The sequence below is a fragment of the Flavobacterium sp. WG21 genome (genome assembly GCF_000335775.1).
Taxonomy (GTDB): Bacteria; Bacteroidota; Bacteroidia; order Flavobacteriales; family Flavobacteriaceae; genus Flavobacterium; species Flavobacterium tructae.
In genome coordinates this window covers 1-20,527 of record NZ_AMYW01000013.1, presented here as the reverse complement: position 1 = coordinate 20,527, position 20,527 = coordinate 1, and the positions used below count along the sequence as shown (strand labels likewise).

At 36.2% G+C, this 20,527-nt stretch carries 17 protein-coding genes; 9 read left to right on the top strand and 8 right to left on the bottom strand.

Features of this window, described 5'->3' with window-relative positions; translation table 11 throughout:
* Positions 1-51: 51 nt before the first annotated feature.
* Positions 52-975 (bottom strand): DUF4274 domain-containing protein, encoded by a 924-nt coding sequence (locus tag C245_RS0111230; protein WP_017496696.1) that lies wholly within the window; start codon positions 973-975, stop codon positions 52-54.
* 241 nt (positions 976-1,216) lie between these two features.
* Here C245_RS0111230 and C245_RS0111225 point away from each other — a divergent pair, with 241 nt between their 5' ends.
* Complete coding sequence (locus C245_RS0111225) at positions 1,217-1,651, top strand: hypothetical protein (RefSeq protein ID WP_017496695.1); 435 nt, start codon at positions 1,217-1,219, stop codon at positions 1,649-1,651.
* Between the two features lie 45 nt (positions 1,652-1,696).
* On the opposite strand, the gene C245_RS0111220 is transcribed toward C245_RS0111225, so the two are convergent.
* From C245_RS0111220 to C245_RS0111195, 6 genes are all read right to left on the bottom strand, one after another.
* Positions 1,697-4,171 (bottom strand): zinc-dependent metalloprotease, encoded by a 2,475-nt coding sequence (locus tag C245_RS0111220; RefSeq protein ID WP_017496694.1) that lies wholly within the window; start codon positions 4,169-4,171, stop codon positions 1,697-1,699.
* Between the two features lie 262 nt (positions 4,172-4,433).
* A complete protein-coding gene (gene hemL / locus C245_RS0111215; protein WP_017496693.1) occupies positions 4,434-5,720 on the bottom strand; it encodes a glutamate-1-semialdehyde 2,1-aminomutase in 1,287 nt (428 codons plus the stop codon).
* Between the two features lie 24 nt (positions 5,721-5,744).
* The gene (locus C245_RS0111210; protein ID WP_017496692.1) at positions 5,745-5,996 is read right to left on the bottom strand and encodes a hypothetical protein; all 252 of its coding nucleotides are present in this window, start codon (positions 5,994-5,996) and stop codon (positions 5,745-5,747) included.
* Between the two features lie 46 nt (positions 5,997-6,042).
* Positions 6,043-6,939, bottom strand: coding sequence for a glucosaminidase domain-containing protein (locus tag C245_RS0111205; RefSeq protein ID WP_017496691.1), 897 nt, complete (start codon positions 6,937-6,939; stop codon positions 6,043-6,045).
* Positions 6,932-7,828: a 1-aminocyclopropane-1-carboxylate deaminase/D-cysteine desulfhydrase gene (locus C245_RS0111200; protein ID WP_017496690.1), complete on the bottom strand. Its 897-nt coding sequence runs from the start codon at positions 7,826-7,828 to the stop codon at positions 6,932-6,934. Before C245_RS0111200 ends, C245_RS0111205 begins: the two co-directional genes overlap by 8 nt.
* The gene (locus C245_RS0111195) at positions 7,788-8,174 is read right to left on the bottom strand and encodes a hypothetical protein (RefSeq protein ID WP_017496689.1); all 387 of its coding nucleotides are present in this window, start codon (positions 8,172-8,174) and stop codon (positions 7,788-7,790) included. The genes C245_RS0111200 and C245_RS0111195 overlap by 41 nt, the downstream gene beginning before the upstream one ends.
* A 113-nt stretch (positions 8,175-8,287) precedes the next feature.
* On the opposite strand from C245_RS0111195, the gene C245_RS24390 reads away from it, so the two are divergent.
* The 7 genes from C245_RS24390 to C245_RS0111165 all read left to right on the top strand — a co-directional run bounded on the left by C245_RS24390 (position 8,288) and on the right by C245_RS0111165 (position 16,227).
* A complete protein-coding gene (locus C245_RS24390; RefSeq protein WP_165830187.1) occupies positions 8,288-8,464 on the top strand; it encodes a DUF5522 domain-containing protein in 177 nt (58 codons plus the stop codon).
* Positions 8,465-9,031: 567 nt separating this feature from the next.
* Positions 9,032-11,008 (top strand): urocanate hydratase, encoded by a 1,977-nt coding sequence (locus tag C245_RS0111190; RefSeq protein ID WP_017496688.1) that lies wholly within the window; start codon positions 9,032-9,034, stop codon positions 11,006-11,008.
* A gap of 129 nt (positions 11,009-11,137) precedes the next feature.
* Positions 11,138-11,677: a DUF4136 domain-containing protein gene (locus C245_RS0111185; RefSeq protein WP_017496687.1), complete on the top strand. Its 540-nt coding sequence runs from the start codon at positions 11,138-11,140 to the stop codon at positions 11,675-11,677.
* 331 nt (positions 11,678-12,008) lie between these two features.
* Complete coding sequence (gene ilvA, locus C245_RS0111180; RefSeq protein WP_026110012.1) at positions 12,009-13,253, top strand: threonine ammonia-lyase IlvA; 1,245 nt, start codon at positions 12,009-12,011, stop codon at positions 13,251-13,253.
* Between the two features lie 141 nt (positions 13,254-13,394).
* A complete protein-coding gene (locus tag C245_RS0111175; protein WP_017496685.1) occupies positions 13,395-13,781 on the top strand; it encodes a group III truncated hemoglobin in 387 nt (128 codons plus the stop codon).
* A gap of 107 nt (positions 13,782-13,888) precedes the next feature.
* A complete protein-coding gene (locus tag C245_RS0111170) occupies positions 13,889-14,329 on the top strand; it encodes a hypothetical protein (RefSeq protein ID WP_017496684.1) in 441 nt (146 codons plus the stop codon).
* A gap of 140 nt (positions 14,330-14,469) precedes the next feature.
* Positions 14,470-16,227 (top strand): aromatic amino acid hydroxylase, encoded by a 1,758-nt coding sequence (locus C245_RS0111165; RefSeq protein ID WP_017496683.1) that lies wholly within the window; start codon positions 14,470-14,472, stop codon positions 16,225-16,227.
* Positions 16,228-16,473: 246 nt separating this feature from the next.
* On the opposite strand, the gene C245_RS0111160 is transcribed toward C245_RS0111165, so the two are convergent.
* Positions 16,474-17,103, bottom strand: a complete 630-nt coding sequence (locus tag C245_RS0111160; protein WP_026110011.1) for a DUF4230 domain-containing protein — start codon at positions 17,101-17,103, stop codon at positions 16,474-16,476.
* A 548-nt stretch (positions 17,104-17,651) separates the two neighbouring features.
* On the opposite strand from C245_RS0111160, the gene C245_RS22945 reads away from it, so the two are divergent.
* A partial coding sequence (locus tag C245_RS22945) for a hypothetical protein (protein WP_035746549.1) occupies positions 17,652-20,527 on the top strand: 2,876 nt, incomplete at its 3' end.

The window sequence follows — 20,527 nt, the reverse complement described above, 5'->3', positions numbered from 1 at the left end:
CCAAACGATCTATTCGTCTCTCTTTTTTAGCAAAAAAATCCTTCCTGCTTGTCATCCTCTAAACTTCAAATGATCGGTGCTAAACAATAATCCAATTCCGCTGTAAGGATCTCTCTTTAAATCATAAAAATTATTTACTCCCTTCATCTCTTTGTACAAATCAGAAATGATCGAAGCAGGTTGAAATCCGTCTATGGTATGATTGATAATCGTATCTGCCAAACAGGTCAACTCTTTTGTACTATTTGTGACGCCCAGATTATTTCCGGTTTCCCAATCCCAGACAATCCACTCCCAATTGTGTTTTTTATGCATACAATCCATCCATAAATAAGACAAATTTTTAATTTTGATCTTCCCTAGTTCATTGTTTTTCCAGTATTCGACACTTTCAACAATGACGCTTACTGCTACATCTGTATTATCGTAAACAAAATCGGTTTTTGAAAGCTGAATAATCTTTATGGCATCTGCTATACGGTTGGTAATCGTTTTCAGCTCTTTTTCGTTTGGATTTCTTAAAAAAGCAAACTCAATATCTAATCGTTCGAAAGCTACTCCTTTTGTCTTAGTCAACATTTCAGACGGAATACCTTCGAGATTGGAATTTTCATCCACAAAACTTTCTTTGGGATCAAAGGAAAAATTCTCATCCTGATAAAAACCTGTTGTATACCTTCTTTCAATTTCCTTCAACAATTTATATTGCTCGAAATACAAATCTTCTCTTGCCTCATCTTCACTTTTAAACCTGCTAAAATAATCGGGCTGCAACAGCCAATACAAACAAAGAACTGTTCCCTTATCAAGTGTTTTTTGTTTGACAATCCACTCAAAAGGTTCGATCCCATCATCATAATTCCAGTTTTGAACAAACTGATGCCATTCTGCTGCAGTTAACTTCTGATAGGACATCTCTCCGTTTACCGCTTTTAAAACCCGGTTTTTATTTTTTTTGCTAAATAATTCTTCCATTTTTTGATTCTGATGATAAGTGTCTCTTCTTTCTATTATGAAAACAAATTTAATTAACCTTTTCTTACAAAAACATGATAAAAAACATAGACTGACAAAACCTTTATTAAAACACTAAAGACCAAACCGTAAACCTTTTTCACGGCTAGTTTTGTTAAATAAACTATAATTACAACAATCTCGTTAAACCTCTTTTATCCTATAAAGTCTAAATGCTATAAACAATTAAAAAACGTACCTCATGAAAAAATTAATTATCGCAGCTTTCTTATTCGTTGGAATAGCGAGTTTTGCACAAGAAGCGGATCAGTCTGTTCAACCACAAAGAGAGCGACTAACTCCGGAACAACGCAACGACAGACAGTTAAAAAAACTTACTTCTGAACTAAATTTAGATGCCAATCAGCAGACTCAGATAAAACAGCTTCTGGCTGACAGAAGTGCTAACGCTGAAAAGTTTAGAGAAGACCGTAAAAACAGAAAAGATAATGGTACAAAACTAACTACAGAGCAGAAAGCAGCTTTTAAACAACAAATGGCGGATGAAAAAACGGCTAATGATGCCAAAATGAAATCAATACTGAATGCTGACCAGTACAAAAAATGGACCTCTATACAAGACGAAAAAAGAGAGAAAGCAAAAGAAAAAATGAAAGACAGAAAAGATAATAACTAATCTTATTCACAAAAAAAGAGGCTTAAAAGCCTCTTTTTTTAGTTCTTATTTTGGATTAAGAATTAAGTCAATTCTCTTAATGCAATCCTCGTAATGGTATTTGGTTTCTACATTTACAGGTCTTGCTTTTGCTGCTAAAAGTGTGCTTCTTAATGCATTCAATTCTCCGCGAACCAGCGCTCTAACATCAGATTGTCCCACATTATAATACACCGTTGATCTGTCAGATGGCTTTATTTCTTCTGTCATTAAGGCTCCCATTCGATCAATATAGCCGCGTTGCAGGTTTCTTCTATAAATCGTAACATTTCCTGGTGTTGCGGCTTCTTTCCAGATTCCTTTTCGCGTATCTCTTAATAAATCCAGTGCCTTGTATGTATCCCCTCCAAGAATTTCATTATCAACCAATCTGCCGATACGTCCAATACTAAGCAAACTATTTAACTGTCTCACCTGTAAGCTTCTGAATTTCTCTGCATAACCTGCAAAATCCGTATTCTTTAAAGTTGTCACATTTACAATCCATGTTGGAGATGCAAAAGCATTGGTCTGAAGCCAGTTCATTGCTTCAATTTGTTTCGCTTTTGGTACTACTTCATAAACACTTCCTGCCTGATTTGGATTTTTAGTATTTTCATAAACTCCGCCAACATTCGTCACCACATGACCTACATATCGGCTCCAAACGTCCAGCATTTCTTTATACAGTTCGTCCAGATCTTCATAATTATTGGTCACGTTACTCGTCCATTCGTTTAAATGGGCTGCCACATATTCCAGATTTTTAAGTCCATATGTACTCGCTTTCATTGAATTATTTCCAATATCTTCGGTTTGCGAAGTAGGGTCAAAAGCACTACTTTGTTTTCCAAATTTATACAAAGGATTTCCAGCTTTGTCCAAAATCCATTTGTCCAAAGTTGCTTTTTCGTCCTGAGGAGATTTTGCATTTGGAATTACTCTGTATCCCCAGTTTAAAGCATAGTGATCGTAAGCCCCCATTTTACGAATAAAACGAATATTTTTATCTCCCGGCTGTGCGATATAATTGTATCTCGCATAGTCCATTATACTGGCAGAAATTCCGTTTTGCTGAGTAAAATCACCATTTCGGTAACTTTCTACGTCATAGGCGCAGCTTGCACCCATATTATGCGGAAAACCTAAAGCATGACCCACTTCGTGAGCGATTACCATACGCATCATCTCTCCCATTTCTTCGTCGCCGGTTTGTAAAGTTCTGGCTGCTGGGTTTGCTGCTCCGGTTTCTAGTAAATATCGGTTTCTGTACGAACGTAAATGATTGTGGTACCAAATCACATCACTTTCGATTATTTCACCGCTTCTAGGATCTGAAACACTCGGACCAACTGCATTTCGCGTGGTACTTGCAACATAACGAACAACAGAATATCGAACATCTTCCGGACTAAAATCAGGATCTTCTTCTTTTGTCGGAGCATCTTTTGCGATAATTGCATTCTTAAATCCTGCTGCTTCAAAAGGTTTCTGCCATTCTTCTATTCCTTGTTTGATATACTTTCGTAATTTTTCAGGAGTCGCAGGATCCAAATAGTAAACGATAGGTTTTACCGGTTCAACCAGTTCTCCTCTTGCATAGGCTTCCGGATCTTTTGGTTCCAATCTCCAACGACGAATGTAGGTTTTAAGATCAGATTTTAATTCATTACTTCCATAATCGTACTGACTTACGGTAAACCAACCTACTCTTGGATCTGCCAGCCTCGGCTTCATTGGCACTTCAGGCAATAAAATCATCGACTGGTTCATCTGAATACTAATCGATTCCGTATCTTCCAGCATCGATGGTTTTGAAGCATTATAGGTCATATCCTGAATTACCTCGATATTCATCGGAAAACTCTTGATGGTGTTAATAAAACTTCTCGAATCATCAAGTCCTTTTACTTTATACATTTCACGCATTTCTGCCGATATTCCGCTGATAGCTTTAACATCAGTACTGTAAAATTTGGTAACATCCACAACAGTGTTGGCCGAATCTTTACTAAAAGCTACAATATCAAAAGCAAATAAAGTAGGTTCGTAGTTATTTGCTTTTACCGAAATACTGATTGGTAAGGTATCATTGGCAACGGCGTTGTATGATTTTGACTTGATGAGAATTTTATCCTGAAAACGCTGCCAAACAATTAGTTGCTCATTAGTTTCTGATCCTGCATTTACATAACCACCACCCAAATTAGAAGGCAGTTTGGATAACCTGCTCACTAAAAGCATGTCTTTGTTCAGGTATTTATTCGGAATCTCGAAATAGTATTTTTTATCGACTTTATGTACTTTAAAAAGTCCGTCATCAGAAATAGCGTCTTTGGTGATTACCTTGCTGTAGTCTTTAATTGCTGACTCCGGTTTTTTCTCCGGCGGGGCAGCTGCCGACTCGTCTTTTTTAGATTTTTTCTTATTTGATTGTGCAAATTGAGAAGTGGGAAATAGCACAAATGCCGCTATTGTAGTTAAAATGAGAAATTTCTTCATTTACTGCAGGTTTAATGGTTATTTAATAAACAAAAATAATTTTTATCCTGAATATACGACGGAAAACCTTTTTATTAACTTTTCATTAACTACTTTGTGATTTTAAAATTTAAGCTGCAAAACGAGACCGAATATTGTGAAATGTAAAATGTGAAATGCGACTGAAAACCGTGACTGAATACTACAATAAAAAAAAGACCCAGCTTTACTAAAAAACTGAGCCTTCGATTGAAAAAAAATATATACTTTAAATTTCTAAGATTTAAAAAGTCTTCGAAACTTTATCGATCGCATTGATTGTAAAATCCAGGTCTTCATAAGTTAGCGCATCGGTGATAAACCAGGTTTCATAAGCCGATGGGGCAATATAAACACCTTCTTGCAACAAGCCATGGAAGAATTTCTTAAACGTTTCATTATCGCCTTTCGCAGCAGTTTGAAAATCAACAACCGGATCTGCATCAAAGTGAACAGAAATCATCGATCCTACTCTATTGATGGTAAAAACAACATTATTGGCTTTTAAAACCCTGTCGATTCCAGCTTCTAAATAAGCTGTTTTTTCTTCTAAACGAGTAAAGATTGCCGGATCATTATTTAGTGCCTGTAACATTGCCAAACCTGCAGCCATTGCCAGCGGATTACCTGATAATGTTCCTGCCTGATATACCGGACCAAGCGGTGCCAGATAATTCATGATTTCTTCACGGGCTGCAAAAGCACCTACAGGTAAACCTCCACCAATTACTTTTCCGAAAGTCACGATATCTGCATTGATGTTGTACAATTCCTGAACTCCTCCGCGAGCCAGACGGAAGCCTGTCATTACCTCATCAAAAATCAGTAAAATTCCGTTTGCCGTACACAATTCTCTTAAGCCTTCCAGAAAACCTTTTTGAGGTGGGATACAACCCATATTTCCGGCAACAGCTTCGATAATAATAGCAGCGATTTCGCCTTTATTAGCTTCGATTAAAGTTTTTACATTCTCTAAATCATTGTATTTTGCCAATAAAGTATCTTTTGCAGTTCCTTCCGTAACTCCGGGGCTGTTTGGTGATCCGAATGTCACGGCACCACTTCCCGCCTGAATCAAAAATGAATCAGAATGTCCGTGGTAACAGCCTGCAAATTTTATGATTTTATCTCTTTTTGTAAATCCGCGAGCCAGACGAATGGCACTCATACAAGCCTCTGTACCTGAATTTACAAATCTTATTTTATCAATATTCGGAACCATAGAAACCGCTAAAGCAGCAATCTCCGTTTCTAATTCCGTTGGCATTCCAAATGAAGTTCCCAGTTTTGCTTTTTCGATTACCGCATCCACAACTGGCTGAAAAGCATGCCCTAAGACCATTGGCCCCCATGAATTGATATAATCGATTAATTTATTTCCGTCTTCGTCATACAAATAAGCACCCTTGGCACTCTTTACAAAAATTGGCGTTCCACCAACCGCTTTAAATGCTCTTACCGGTGAATTTACTCCTCCCGGAATTACTTTTTCTGCTTCAGCAAAAAGCTGACTACTTCTTTTATAAATCATTATGATTTTAGATTTTAGATTTATTTATCGGCTTAAGCCCTGTTCTTTAATAAACGTATTAAAATATTTTTGTTCGATTTGTTCCTCTTGGGCAAGTTCTTCATTTTTTTTATCAGACATTCCAATTGGCGAATAAAAGTTCCATTTCCAAATTGGGCGGTGTTTTATAAAAAAATGACTTTCTGTAAATTCATCATGATCATAAACCCCACAAAAAAGTCTCGTGCTTAAAATTATAGCAAAAGTAAAAATTCCAATTTTGACTTTCTTTTTCATAAACAACTTTATAGAAAATTAATAATTAACAATTGACAATTGATAATTATTTCACTCTCAGCTTCTGTCCGATCGAAATCGCGTTATCCGAAAGATTGTTTTTTTGTTTTAAATCATCAACCAATACATTGAATTTTTTTGAAATCGAATACAAGGTATCTCCTTTCTGCACTTCATATAGATTCGGATCATTTGAATTAGAAGAGGAAGGAGTGTTAGGAGAAACAGAAGAACTTCTTACCGGAGTTGATTTTTCAAAAGGTTTATAGCTTTTTCCGGTAACCTGACAATCGTATTGATGCAAATTGTATCGTTCGATATAGCTAATTAATTTATCCGGATAGTTGGGATCTGTAGCATAACCTGCAGCCCTTAATCCTTTTGCCCATGCTTTATAATCGTCTTTTTCGTAAGTAAACAGAGTCGCATATCTATTTTTACCAACCAAAAATAAAGCATGATCTCTATAAGATTCTGCAGCTTCTGTATATTTTCGGAAACATTCCTGAGCAGAATCATCATCATGACGAACACTTGCTCCCAGCCAGTCTTTATGGCACTTAATTCCAAAATGATTGTTGGCTTCCAGGGCTAAATCTCCTTTTCCTGCACCGGATTCTAAAATCCCCTGTGCCAGAATGATACTTGCAGGAATGCCATACTTCTGCATATTGCCTATTGCAATATCTTTGTACTGTAAAATATAATTATTGATTAAATCGCTGGTTACAACTGTTTTTGAAGTAGACTGAATAACCTCAGTTGTATTATTTGTAGAAGGGTATTTTTTGCCAATTGGTTTGGTGTAAGTTGGCTTTTTGGTTGTTGCCACTCTGGGCCTCTGGACCGCCGCCGCTTTTTTGGTCGTCGCGATAGTAGGTTTACTTGAGGAGCAGCCCACTACAGTTGCCAGAATTAAAAGTGCTAATATTTTTTTAACCATTGCTTTTAAGTATTGGTAATTTTTTCCGCTTCAATTTAATATTCATCCCTTCAATTCCCTGCAATCCGCCGGTGTGAATGAGTAAAATTCTTGAATGTTCAGGAAAGTAATTTTTATGTATTAAGTCTATAACGCCAAAAACCATCTTTCCCGTATAAATTGGATCTAAAGGCACTTTAGTTTCTTCAAAAAAAGTATTGATAAATTCAATTAATTCCAAATTTACCTTCCCATAACCTCCAAAATGATAGTCAGAAATTAAATCCCAGTTATCTTTCTTTGCAAAAATACGAATTTCATCGGTTAAAAAGTCACCTTTTAATGCCGGAAATCCTAAAATTTTCTGATGCGGCAACGCACTATTAATCAATCCCGATATCGTTCCGCCCGTTCCTACCGCGCAACAAACGAAATCAAAAATGGCGTCTTCTTCAGTTAAAATCTCTTCGCATCCTTTTACAGCCAGTTCATTTGTCCCGCCTTCGGGTACTAAATAGAAATCACCAAATTTATCTTTAAGTTTTTCTATAAAGGAATCTTCATTTTTATCCCGGTACTCCTCTCGCGTCACAAACTCAAACTGCATTCCGTTTTCCTGAGCAAATTTTAATGTCGGATTTTCTTCAATTTTATCAAAAAGTTCCTCTCCCCTAATAATCCCTATCGTTCTGAATCCCTGCTCTTTTCCGGCATAAGCAACTGCAGCAATGTGATTGGAAAAAGCTCCACCAAAAGTCAACAGAGTCTCTTGATGTTCGGTTTTCGCCTGAAGCAAATTGTATTTCAATTTCCTGAATTTATTTCCTGAAACAAAGGGATGAATTAAATCTTCCCGTTTTATAGTCAGCCTAATACCCTTTGGAAAAGCGATTTGGATTTCCTGATTCAAAATCTAATGATGTTTTAAAGTTAAGTAATTCAAAAAGCCAAAAAAAAGATCGGCTTTTCAAATAATTAAGATGAGTTTCATTGGCGTAAGCTTCTCTCTCAAAGCTTATATTCCGATAGGCCAGCTCTTTGTCTTTGTATTGTAGCAGCCGAATTGCATATTCAAAAACATACAAAATATAAAACGGAAGAATCAATAATTCCAATTGCTGCCGAAGATGAATTTTTTCATGATTGACAAAAACAGCATTTGCTTTATCTGCATCATATTTTAAAATCACAAACGGAAACACAGCCATTCCCCGATACCCTTTTGGAATTAAATATTTAGCAACAATCAGAAACATTAGCTGTAAAATTTATAAATTTGTAGATGAAAATTGTTCAATTTCATTAAAGTCACAATCTATTAATTATTTTTGATTTTAAAAAATGGAGAACACCAACGCAATGCAGATTTATGAAGGAGCAAAGTAATGAAAATAAATTAATCGAAGGGGAAGATTTTTACTATACCCCCGAAGGTTATAAATGCTTTACTGAAAAACACCACCTAAAACGTGGTTATTGCTGTAAAAGCGGCTGTCGTCATTGTCCGTATGGGTTTGACAAACGAACAGGGGAAATAAGAAAATAATTCTTTTAGACTTCTTAGATCGTTAGATTTTTAGACTACTTAGATTATCCTAATCATCTTCATCTAAGAATGACAAGAAGCCAATAAAATAAATAACAATTGTAAAAATTACAAGACTTAGATTCACTTTAAAAAAATCTAACAATCTAAGCAAGTCTAACAATCTAAAAATCTATAAATGGATATTCTGTTTCGAAAATTTAGGATTACCATCCACAAATCCTATCACAGGTCGGATATCCGTTATCCTTAGTTTTTTTTAGTTCGAAAATGTGCCAATTTGAAAATGAGATCATTATTTTTTGAATCGAATATTCTTTGGCAATATTTCGCTCCTCCGGAGCTTTTACCAAATGATCGTATTGTTTTCTATAAACATAGTGCCTTTCCAAGGCTTAGAGCAACTCCAAAGGAGTGCTATATTTATAAAAATAAAATTAGCGATCAGAAATTCAGCCCCAGCGGGGCGATATAATCTAAAAAAAACAAAAAAATTAATCTGTTGCTAATCTTGCTAAATTATCTTAGCAACTTTAAATCTTAGCAACTAAGTACCTTATAAAAAAAATGACTTTCAAAGAACAAATACAACAAGGAATACCTACCATATTACCCCCAAAGGCAACATACGATTTAGCGATTAACCATGCGCCAAAGCGAAAAGAAATCTTATCAGCAGAAGAAAAAAAGCTGGCTTTAAAAAATGCCCTGCGTTATTTTGATGCCAAGCACCATGCGGAATTAATTCAGGAGTTTTCAGAAGAATTAGAAACTTACGGACGTATTTACATGTACCGTTTTCGTCCGGAGTACAGAATGTATGCCCGACCAATTGATGAATATCCGGGAAAATCATTGCAGGCAAAAGCCATCATGCACATGATTCAGAACAATTTGGATTATGCTGTAGCACAACATCCTCATGAACTGATTACTTATGGTGGAAATGGAGCTGTTTTTCAAAACTGGGCACAATATTTACTAACGATGCAATACCTGTCTGAAATGACAGACGAGCAAACTTTGACCATGTACTCAGGCCACCCGATGGGATTGTTCCCGTCGCATGCGGAAGCTCCAAGAGTTGTTGTAACAAACGGAATGGTGATCCCAAATTATTCGAAACCGGATGATTGGGAGAAAATGAATGCCTTAGGTGTTTCGCAATACGGACAAATGACTGCGGGAAGTTATATGTACATAGGACCACAAGGAATTGTTCACGGAACAACGATTACGGTTTTGAACGGTTTTAGAAAAATCAAACAAAATCCGGAAGGAAATCTTTTTGTAACTTCAGGACTTGGCGGAATGTCGGGCGCACAGCCAAAAGCCGGAAATATTGCTGGCTGTATCACGGTTTGTGCAGAAGTAAATCCAAAAATCACCAAGATTCGCCACGAGCAGGGCTGGATCAATGAAATCGTAACTTCGACAGAAGAACTGGTAAAAAGAGTCCTTACAGCAAAAGCGAATAAAGAAGTGGTATCCATCGCTTACTTAGGAAATGTAGTAGACGTTTGGGAATGCTTCGACAAAGAAAACATCAAAATTGATTTGGGTTCAGACCAGACTTCTCTTCACAATCCTTGGGCAGGAGGTTATTATCCAGTTGGAATTTCTTTTGAAGAAGCTAACGAAATGATGGCTAATAATCCTGAATTGTTCAAAGAAAAAGTACAGGAATCATTACGTCGTCAGGCGAAAGCGATTAACCAACACACTGCAAAAGGGACTTACTTTTTTGATTACGGAAATGCCTTTTTATTAGAAGCTTCACGCGCAGGTGCCGATGTAATGGCCGAAAATAATATTGATTTTAAATACCCAAGTTATGTTCAGGACATCATGGGACCAATGTGTTTTGATTACGGTTTTGGTCCATTTAGATGGGTGTGTACTTCGGGAAAACCGGAAGATTTGCAGAAAACAGATGCTATTGCCAGCCAGGTTTTAGAAGAAATGGCTCAAACAGCTCCAAATGAGATCCAGCAGCAAATGCAGGACAACATTAAATGGATCAAAGGCGCGCAGGAGAACAAACTGGTTGTGGGTTCACAAGCCAGAATTTTATATGCCGATGCTGAAGGCCGAATTAAAATTGCCGAGGCTTTCAATCAGGCGATTGCCAAAGGTGAAATTGGAGCCGTTGTTTTAGGACGCGATCATCATGACGTTTCGGGAACAGATTCTCCGTACAGAGAAACCTCTAACATCTACGACGGATCACGCTTTACAGCCGATATGGCCATCCAAAACGTGATTGGAGACAGCTTTAGAGGGGCAACCTGGGTTTCTATACATAATGGCGGCGGAGTTGGCTGGGGAGAGGTTATAAATGGTGGCTTTGGTATGGTTCTTGATGGATCTAAAGAGGCTTCAAAACGTTTAGCCTCAATGCTTTTTTGGGATGTTAACAACGGAATTTCAAGAAGAAGCTGGGCCAGAAATGACGAAGCTATTTTTGCAATAAAAAGAGCAATGGAAGTTCAGCCTCTATTAAAAGTGACTTTACCTAATATAGTAGATGAAAATCTATTTTAGATAGTAATGTCAAGCTGAGCGGAGTTGAAAAAAAGAGACTTCGACTCCGCTCAGTCTGACAGAGCTATGCTCCATCTGATGGACTGCGCTCAGTCAGGCAGATCAAAGAGAACATTAAATTTTTAACATATGAAAACATTCAAATTAGTACCCGTTTTTTTGCTTTTAATACTAGCGTCATGCAGCACAGTCAGCGTCTACTCTGATTACGACAAAAACGTAAATTTTGCCTCTTACAAAACGTATGCTTTCTTCAAGCCCGGAATTGACAAGGTTGAAATATCTGATTTGGATAAAAGACGTATTTTACGTGCCATCGATGATCAAATGCAGGCCAAAGGTTTTACCAAAAGCGAAAACCCCGATTTATTAGTTAATATTTTCACTAAAGCAAGAGAACAAGTCAATGTAAATCAATTTAGTGCCGGCTGGGGTTACGGTTGGGGATGGGGATGGAATCCTTACATGATGTACGGAGGAAATCAAACTACCGTTTCTACTTCTACCGAAGGAACTTTATTCATTGATTTGATTGATGCTAAGAAAAAAGAAATGATCTGGCAAGGAGAAGGTGTTGGAACGCTAACCAAAAACGTTGCTAAAAAAGACGAAAAGGTTGCCGAGTTTGTATCTAAAATTCTGGCACAATACCCTCCGGTTAAAAAGTAGTTTTCAGTCTCTGTTTTCAGTTTTTTACAAAAACTAAAAAAAGTTATTGAAATCTTCTCAAAATAATTAATACATTTGCGATTCAATTATCTGAAATGAAAAACTTAAATAACATTATTATCGCTATTACTATTATTGCAATTCAGCAATAATGGCGAGGTAATGTATAAATAAGTAAACAAAATACAATTTATAAAACCTCCCAAAACGGGAGGTTTTTTTTATTTAAAAAAATATAGTACAAAACATTTTGCCACAGATTTCACAGATTCTCACAGATTAAAAATCTTTTTAAATCCTTTAATCTTTGGCAAAAAACAATTTAATCTTTATGAATTTATTTAACGAAGTACTTGCTGCTCAAAAGCAACTTGAAAATGTGGTTGCCGCTACTCCACTCACCCAAAATTTAAATCTTTCTGACGAGTTTAAATCAACTATTTTATTAAAAAGAGAAGATTTACAAATTGTTCGATCGTATAAAATCAGAGGAGCTTACAACAAGATTTCTTCGTTAACCGAAACCGAAAAAGCAAGCGGAATTGTGTGTGCCAGCGCGGGAAATCATGCACAGGGCGTAGCTTACTCCTGTCATCTTTTGCAAATAAAAGGTAAAATCTACATGCCTAAAACCACTCCAAAACAAAAAGTCAAACAGGTACAATTGTTCGGAAAATCATTTGTTGAAATTGTACTTACCGGAGATACTTTCGATGATGCCTATGCTTCCGCTACAGCAGATGCAACCGAAAATCAAAAAACGTTCATCCATCCTTTTGACGATGACAAAGTTATTGCGGGTCAGGGAACTGTAGCATTAGAAATTCTGGACAGTTACAATGAACCTATTGATTATGTTTTTGTTCCCATTGGCGGCGGTGGGCTGGCTTCAGGTTTGTCTGAAGTTTTTAAGCAACTAAGTCCGAATACAAAAATCATTGGAGTAGAACCCAAAGGAGCCCCTTCAATGAAAAACTCTATCGAAGCAAATAAAAATACGGCTTTAAAAACAATTGACAAATTTGTGGATGGTGCTGCTGTTAAACAAGTGGGCGACAAAACCTTCGAGATCTGCCGAACAAATTTAGACGATATTATTCTGGTACCGGAAGGAAAAGTCTGTACAACGATTTTGCGTTTGTATAACGAAGAAGCCATGGTCGTAGAGCCTGCAGGAGCTCTGACTATTGCCGCTTTAGATTTTTATAAGGATAAAATAAAAGGCAAAAAAGTAGTGTGCGTGGTGAGTGGCAGCAACAATGACATTGAAAGAACAGCCGAAATAAAAGAACGTTCTTTATTATACGAAGGTCTGATGCATTATTTTATGATTCAGTTTCCACAGCGTCCGGGTGCTTTAAAAGAATTTGTAAACAACATCTTAGGCCCTGATGATGATATTACTTATTTCCAATTTGCCAAGAAAAACAGCCGTGAGGTAGGTTCAGTAGTCGTAGGTTTAGAACTAAAAAACAAGAAAGACATACTGGCGATTAAAATGAATATGACCAAAAACGGATTTGAGTTTCAATATTTAAATGACCGTCAGGATCTATTTACACAAATGATCGGATAATGTAAAAAAGGGTGTGATTTAAAACTGTCTATTTTTACAATAAAACCTTTTCAATCGAACTCACAAACAATCTGAAATGATAAATATCAGCGATCACAAATTAGTTAATCGTACTTTTGTCTTTCATTTATAGTAAAAAACATGGCAACGCTTAAAGACATTTCAAACATAGAAGATATAAAATTAATGGTGGACACCTTTTATGGTAAAGTGCGAAAAGACGATTTACTGGGACCGATTTTCAATGAGAAACTCCAGGATCGCTGGCCGGAGCATTTAGAAAAAATGTACGGTTTCTGGCAAACTATTTTATTTGATGTACGCGCCTATTCAGGAAGCCCTTTTCCTCCACACAAACAACTACCGGTAGATAAAACCCATTTCGATCGTTGGGTACTACTTTTTAACACTTCTATCGATGGACTTTTCTCAGGAACTATTACCGAAGAAGCAAAAATGAGAGCAGCCAACATGGCATATATGTTCAATTATAAAATTGACTATTTCAGAAATCCTGAAAATCATTAATTTTTTAATTGATAATAAGCTGATTTTACGGTTTGCCTTAACTAAAATATACCGTACTTTTAAATCCAAATAAAATCATCCTAACCAACCTACTATTGCGTTTACACATGAAAAAAATATTACTTTCTTTTTTGTTCTCTCTTTTATTTTTAAATTTTACTAAGGCACAATCCTCAAAAAACACTTTATACAAAGGAACAATTGACGGAAAAATAAATGTCACTTTTTATATAAAAGCGGAAGAAAATCCCTGTACAGCCGACCTCATGTACACTTCAATCTATCGTTATGACAAATCAGGAGGTTGGATTCAGCTGAATATTACGCAAAACACAAAAAACGAAAATCAGTTCGCCCTTGTAGAGCATGGATTCTCAGGTATGATGATTTTAACGAAAGAAGGCACCAATTTTAGTGGCTTATGGATAAGTCCTGACACTAAAAAACAATTAAAAGTGGTACTAAAAGAAGCCAGTATGTCTAAAAAAGATATTGAATCGTACGAAAAAAAACTGGAGAAAGTTAATTACGAAAACAATGATTGCTAAAAGATAAGCTTTCTTTTCTTATTGGGAAAAGTCACGAAAAATGCAATTAAAAAACATTTCGGATAAAAAAATTGATATAAATAGCAAAAATTAGCACTGTAAATCCGTAATTTTACATTCTAATCTACAACGTTTTCGAAATGAATGCAAGTATTGAAACAAACCCGTTACTAGAGCGATTGCCTAAACATTTAAAGCAATTTATTAAACCTCAGGATTATGGTGATTATACACCAATTAATCAAGCTGTTTGGCGCTATGTAATGCGTAAAAATGTAGATTATCTTTCAAAAGTTGCGCATCATTCTTATCTGGATGGTTTGAAAAAAACCGGAATCGAAATTGACTCTATTCCAAGTATGTACGGAATGAATCGAATTCTGACTGAAATTGGTTGGGCAGCTGTTGCGGTGGACGGTTTTATTCCTCCAAACGCTTTTATGGAATTTCAGGCTTATAACGTTTTGGTTATTGCTTCAGATATTCGTCAACTGGAACATATCGAATATACTCCGGCACCGGATATTATTCATGAAGGTGCAGGACACGCCCCTATTATCGCTAATCCTGAATATGCGGAGTACTTAAGACGTTTTGGAGAAATTGGCTGTAAAGCTATTTCATCTCATAAAGATTACCAGATGTATGAAGCGATTCGACTACTTTCTATTTTGAAAGAAGCGGAAGATACGCCTCAGGAAAAAATAGACGAAGCGGAGAAAGCAGTTGCCGATTTACAAAACAATATGGGCGAATTGTCTGAAATGGCACAAATTCGAAACCTGCATTGGTGGACAGTAGAGTATGGTTTAATCGGAACCGTTGAAAATCCGAAAATATATGGCGCGGGCTTACTATCCTCTATTGGGGAGAGCGCTTGGTGCATGACGGATAATGTAAAGAAAATCCCTTATAACATCTCTGCGGCCAATCAAAACTTTGATATTACTCAATTACAACCTCAACTTTTTGTAACACCAAATTTTTCCTATTTGAGTTTGGTTTTAGAAGAATTTGCCAATAAAATGGCTTTGAGAACAGGAGGCCTTTCCGGTATACAAAAACTAATTCATTCCAATGCTTTAGGAACAATTGAGTTGAGTACCGGTTTACAGATTTCAGGTGTTTTTACCAATGTTCTGGAAGATGAAGGAAAACCTATCTACATTCAGACTACTGGAAAAATAGCTTTATCCTACCGTGAAAAAGAATTAGTTGGTCACGGAACGCTAACGCATCCTCATGGATTTGGAAGTCCGATTGGAAAACTAAAAGGCTTCAATTTAGCAATCGAAGACATGAGCCCTAAAGATTTACAGGCTTACTCTATCGTAGAAAATGAAACTGTAAGATTAGAATTTGAAGGTGATATTATTGTAGAAGGTGAAATCATTACCGGTTCAAGAAATTTACACGGCGAAATCATTTTAATTAGTTTCAGAAATTGTACTGTAACTCATGGCGAAACCATTTTGTTTCAGCCTGAATGGGGAAATTATGATATGGCAATTGGTAAAAAAGTCGTTTCGGCTTTTTCCGGTCCGGCTGATGTGAATAGCTTTGACCTGATCGATACTGTACCCAAAACAACTACTATAAAAGCACAACATACTGCCGAACGTGACGATCTGGAAATCCTTTATCAAACCGTTCGCCTGACCAGAGAAAATAAAAGTGCTACAACTGAGTTAATCACTGTATTTCATAAACTGAAAGAATCTCATCCTAATGATTGGTTATTGGCTGTGGAAATCGTCGAGCTTTTGGAGCGTTCAAATGAGAAACAACTTTTACAGGAAGTTCTGGTTCATCTGGATCAATTAAAAGAAAAACGCCCTGAAGTGGCACATTTGATTTCTGGAGGCCTAGATCTGATTTTTGATAAAGAAGCGGTTTAGTTTAGAAGTTATTCTAAGTTGCTAAGGTTCTGAGATACTAAGGTGCTAAGTTTTTAAAACAATTATATTAAATCCGACAGGTTTTAAAAACCTGTCGGATTTTGTGCTTTTATAATATTTAGAGCGAAGGGAGAAATCCAACCTTTGTCAAGCTTCTTACGAAGATTTCTCCTTCCGTCCGAAATGACAATATTGAAAAAACCTCAGAACCTTAACGTCTTAGCCCTTTAGTACCTCTAAAAAAAATCAAAGCTTCAAGTCCTCGCTAAACTCTTTTTCAGACTGGATTGTTTTTCCGTTGTATTGCAGTTTCCAACCCATGGAGTTGGTAAGAATTAAAATCTTTGATAATTCGCTGATCAATCGGTTTTGAGCGTTTGTTTTCAAAGTAGAGCCCTCTATCTTTTTGGCCAGATTTGCTTTTACCGATTTGTTGATCTTGTTGTAATCGTCACCCGTAAATGGATTCAGTTTACTTTGTTCAACATCATAAAACTGTATATCAGGGTTAATGGTGATTTCTTCTTTTGGAATATTTAAAATGGTAATCGTTTTGTTTTTTTCATCGATATCATATTTCACTTTGTGCAAATCGTAGGCTACAGTAACATTTGCGTTTACCACTACAAGTGCTTTTTTCTCAAAAGAAACCATGTCCATTAAATACTTCTGCTGGTTTTTATAAGTAATAACTTCCGAAAAATGACCTTCGGTAACTACCAGTTTACCAACATTTAAAATTTGCTGCTGAATAAGATTGGTATTATAATCAATAGTTGAATCGTCGTCTTTTTTGAATTCACAATATTTGAAAGCCAGCACTATGACAAGTACAGCTACACCTAAAACTATTATTCTCTTTACTAAATTTTGCATTCTATCCATTTATTAAACCAAATTACTTCTTTTTTTCAAAAATGCCCCCTATTTGGGTAAGGTTTTTTCTTCAGATTCATTGATGTGCCACTTCTTAAAGCTAATTTCTCAAAAGCGAATCGTCTTTTATTTTGGATTTTAATGCTCTTTTAGGACTTATGCTCTGTATACGATTTCAATCTTCATCCAAAAATTTCACACTTACTATCTGTAGATCAAATATTTGTAATCTTTAACTTATATCTGGTTTTTTGTTCCTGCCAAAATCTAAAACACGGGCACTTTTAGCCAATCAAGTGTTACTTGAAACAACCAGTTATATCATTAATAATCCGATTATTAAATCTGAATTATTTATCTCAATTGTCCAAAATACCTTTGCATTAAGTTAAGATGAAGATAGAAGATGACACCCATCAATTCAGCTTTGAAGGCACTACCTATTTCATTATTGAGTTAAAAGAAATTTTTAGTGCTTTCTTCTGAATTGTCATCCTTCTAAACTTAACTACACCCAAATTCCAAAAACACAATTTAACGGACTTACTATGAAATTTTTAAAATTACTAAATGTACTTTTCTATTTACTGCCTTTAGCTGCAGTTGCCCAAAAGGAAATTTCTGCCGTTGCAACAGATGCTTCCTGTACTGGTGATGGTAGAGCTGATGGTACAATTACGATCACAGTTAAAAATGTTTCTGAACCTATAGTCTATGCTGTTGCAAAATCTCCTTATGATCCGGCAAATATTATTGCGTCTTCAACTTCTCTAATTACGCACTTAGAGGCGGGAGATTATTTCTATGGGTATTACGAAAACAATACTTTTATAAAAGCTGCAACTACCATAAAGGTAGGCAGTACCTACTCGTCTATTTCTCCAACTATTGGACTTTTTACCGCAAAAAATTATACTTACTGTGCATCAGATCCTAATCCTCTGGGGGATATTGCTATTAACGTCGAAAAAGGAAACCCTCCCTATACTGTTAACTTGCTAAATGCTTCAGATGGTACCGTTGTAAGAAGTGTACAAACAGCAACCGGTATCGTCAAACTTAATGGTATGCCAAGTGGTCAATATAAAGTTTCGGCTATAGATCATTGCGGTACTTTAATTTCACCTGTAACCGTATTGAATCTTCCGCCAAATGAAGTTCTTAAGAATTTTAACCTTGATAAAGGAACCATTAATGCTGTTGATTTAATTTATAATACTCCAAATGATGTCTGTTCCGGTATTAGCAGTGCTACCCTTCCAAACGGATTATTAGCGGTAAGTACTGGCGGCGCTTATTTTAATACTCTTCCTGCTCTTTATGGGGTTCCGAATTTTATTTACAAATTAGAGATTCAGAACGGATCAGGTTGGGATGTTTATGACAATCTGACTCTTACTGATGTAAAGAAGAAATATGCGATGCCTTCAGATCGTTCCAAATGGGGTATTGTCCGTTTGAGCGCAACCTATTGCAACATAACAAAAACTGTTGAACTGGATTATGGAGCATCAGCTATAGGGATTGTGAGACCATTTACTGATTTTGAATTCAGTATCGAAGATGACCCTTTGAATACCAATTGCAATGACACGGGACAAGTTCTGCTAAAAAACGTACCTAAAGATCAGGGTGGCTGTCTGCCTTACACCGTAGAAGTAACAGACAACAGTACAGGTATCAAAAACACTTATACTATTACAGGCATAAACAATTTAGAAATTTGTAAACTAAATATTGGTAAAAGCTACACTATAAAAGTAACAGATAATACAGGAATCGAAATAACAACTTACTCTTTTACGAACAATACCTCAAACACTTTTTCTAAAAAACCTGTTATTACTGATCCTAAAAATGTTTTTATTGATCCCAATTATTTTGCTCCCGATAAAGACATCAAAGGCAAAATACAATTTTTCACAGGACCAAGTGCTACGTTTTTTGGTAAATGTGCACTGGCGGTATATCCTCCTATGGCCACTCCCGGTTATGTAGGCTTGCAAGGTAAAGTTACCGTAAGCCTTGTAAACGGTCCGTCACCATTGGCAGTAACCTACAAAGAACCTATTTTCGGATTAGGAAATGAATTACTTCCAGGAACTTATACCATAAGAATAAAAGATTCGGCTTGTTTTGATGAAGAATTTCAAGTGGTTTTAGACAGTTATTTTACAAAAATTGAAATCACCAACGTTAGTTTTAATCCGGACGCCTCAAGATGTGATCGTTATAACAAAAATGTAACTATAAAAGTATCAGCTGTCGGTACAGGCGCAATAAACAGTACATTGGCCAGTTTTTATGGAAATAACCAAATTTTCCCCGGGATTGTCAGTGGACCTGCAGGCATGGGAACTTTTAATGCCATTTTAGGTTCTAATTCTTTAAAAGAAGGAATCAGTAATTTTTCTTTTTTTCAGGATATAGCAGGAAAATATGAAATAGGGATAGCCAGAAAATTTATTGGTGGAAGACCTCTCTTGCAAAGCGAGTTAATTGAAAACACTCAAACTGCTTTTGTAGATGTTCAACCTAATTTCCCCACGTTTGATTTATCAGAATCCGGCGGAATTGTCTGTTCAGGAGATACAACAGGGGATCTTCATACCAAAGTAAACAATGTTTCAGAAAGTATTACTTACTTTATAAAAAAAGAAACAGATTCCGATTTCCCAACAACAGGACAATCAAGTCCTGTATTTAAAGGACTGACAGCAGGAAATTATATCGTAAAAGCAAAAACAGTCTGCTATGAAGTTTTACAGCCTCTGATTTTAAGAAGTTCCTTTTCACAATTAATAAATGGTGGAGACAGAGCTGTTTGTATCGGAAGTGATATCAAATTGTCTATAATACAAATGGGACCGGTAAATTCGATAAAATGGACCTTGCCAGATGGTACGCAAATTAGTGCCCCTGAATTAAATATCAATAATATAACGGCTGCCCAAATTGGCACTTACAAAGTAGAAATTAATTCTTTCGGAGGATGTTATTTTACAGAATCTGTCAACATTACACTTGGAGGTTTGTCAACCCCAACGGGAAACGCTGCCCAGCAATTCTGTACTGCTGCTAAAGCTACAGTAGCTGATTTAATCACCTCTGAAACTGATGTTGTCTGGTATGATGCAGCTATAGCTGGAAATATAATTTCATCCACAACACTATTAATTGATGGTAAAACCTATTATGCAGCAGCAAAGACAAGTACATGTGAAAGTACAAATCGTTTAGCTGTAACCGTTAGCATCAGTGATCCTAAAACACCAACGGGTGCTGCTACACAACAATTCTGTACAGCAACAAACGCTACGGTAGCAGACTTAGCAATTTCCGGAACCGGTGTTATCTGGTACGATGCACTTACAGGAGGAAATATAATTCCGTCCGCAACACTATTAATTGATGGTAAAACTTA

Bases quoted from the DNA above. Each gene is read 5' to 3' on its own strand.
- C245_RS24390 (WP_165830187.1), top strand. From the start codon at position 8,288: ATGAAGGAGCAAAGTAATGAAAATAAATTAATCGAAGGGGAAGATTTT.
- hemL (WP_017496693.1), bottom strand. From the start codon at position 5,720: ATGATTTATAAAAGAAGTAGTCAGCTTTTTGCTGAAGCAGAAAAAGTA.
- C245_RS0111220 (WP_017496694.1), bottom strand. From the start codon at position 4,171: ATGAAGAAATTTCTCATTTTAACTACAATAGCGGCATTTGTGCTATTT.
- C245_RS0111230 (WP_017496696.1), bottom strand. From the start codon at position 975: ATGGAAGAATTATTTAGCAAAAAAAATAAAAACCGGGTTTTAAAAGCG.
- C245_RS0111185 (WP_017496687.1), top strand. From the start codon at position 11,138: ATGAAAACATTCAAATTAGTACCCGTTTTTTTGCTTTTAATACTAGCG.
- C245_RS0111175 (WP_017496685.1), top strand. From the start codon at position 13,395: ATGGCAACGCTTAAAGACATTTCAAACATAGAAGATATAAAATTAATG.
- C245_RS0111160 (WP_026110011.1), bottom strand. From the start codon at position 17,103: ATGCAAAATTTAGTAAAGAGAATAATAGTTTTAGGTGTAGCTGTACTT.
- C245_RS0111210 (WP_017496692.1), bottom strand. From the start codon at position 5,996: ATGAAAAAGAAAGTCAAAATTGGAATTTTTACTTTTGCTATAATTTTA.
- ilvA (WP_026110012.1), top strand. From the start codon at position 12,009: ATGAATTTATTTAACGAAGTACTTGCTGCTCAAAAGCAACTTGAAAAT.
- C245_RS0111190 (WP_017496688.1), top strand. From the start codon at position 9,032: ATGACTTTCAAAGAACAAATACAACAAGGAATACCTACCATATTACCC.
- C245_RS0111225 (WP_017496695.1), top strand. From the start codon at position 1,217: ATGAAAAAATTAATTATCGCAGCTTTCTTATTCGTTGGAATAGCGAGT.
- C245_RS0111170 (WP_017496684.1), top strand. From the start codon at position 13,889: ATGAAAAAAATATTACTTTCTTTTTTGTTCTCTCTTTTATTTTTAAAT.
- C245_RS0111165 (WP_017496683.1), top strand. From the start codon at position 14,470: ATGAATGCAAGTATTGAAACAAACCCGTTACTAGAGCGATTGCCTAAA.
- C245_RS0111205 (WP_017496691.1), bottom strand. From the start codon at position 6,939: ATGGTTAAAAAAATATTAGCACTTTTAATTCTGGCAACTGTAGTGGGC.
- C245_RS0111195 (WP_017496689.1), bottom strand. From the start codon at position 8,174: ATGTTTCTGATTGTTGCTAAATATTTAATTCCAAAAGGGTATCGGGGA.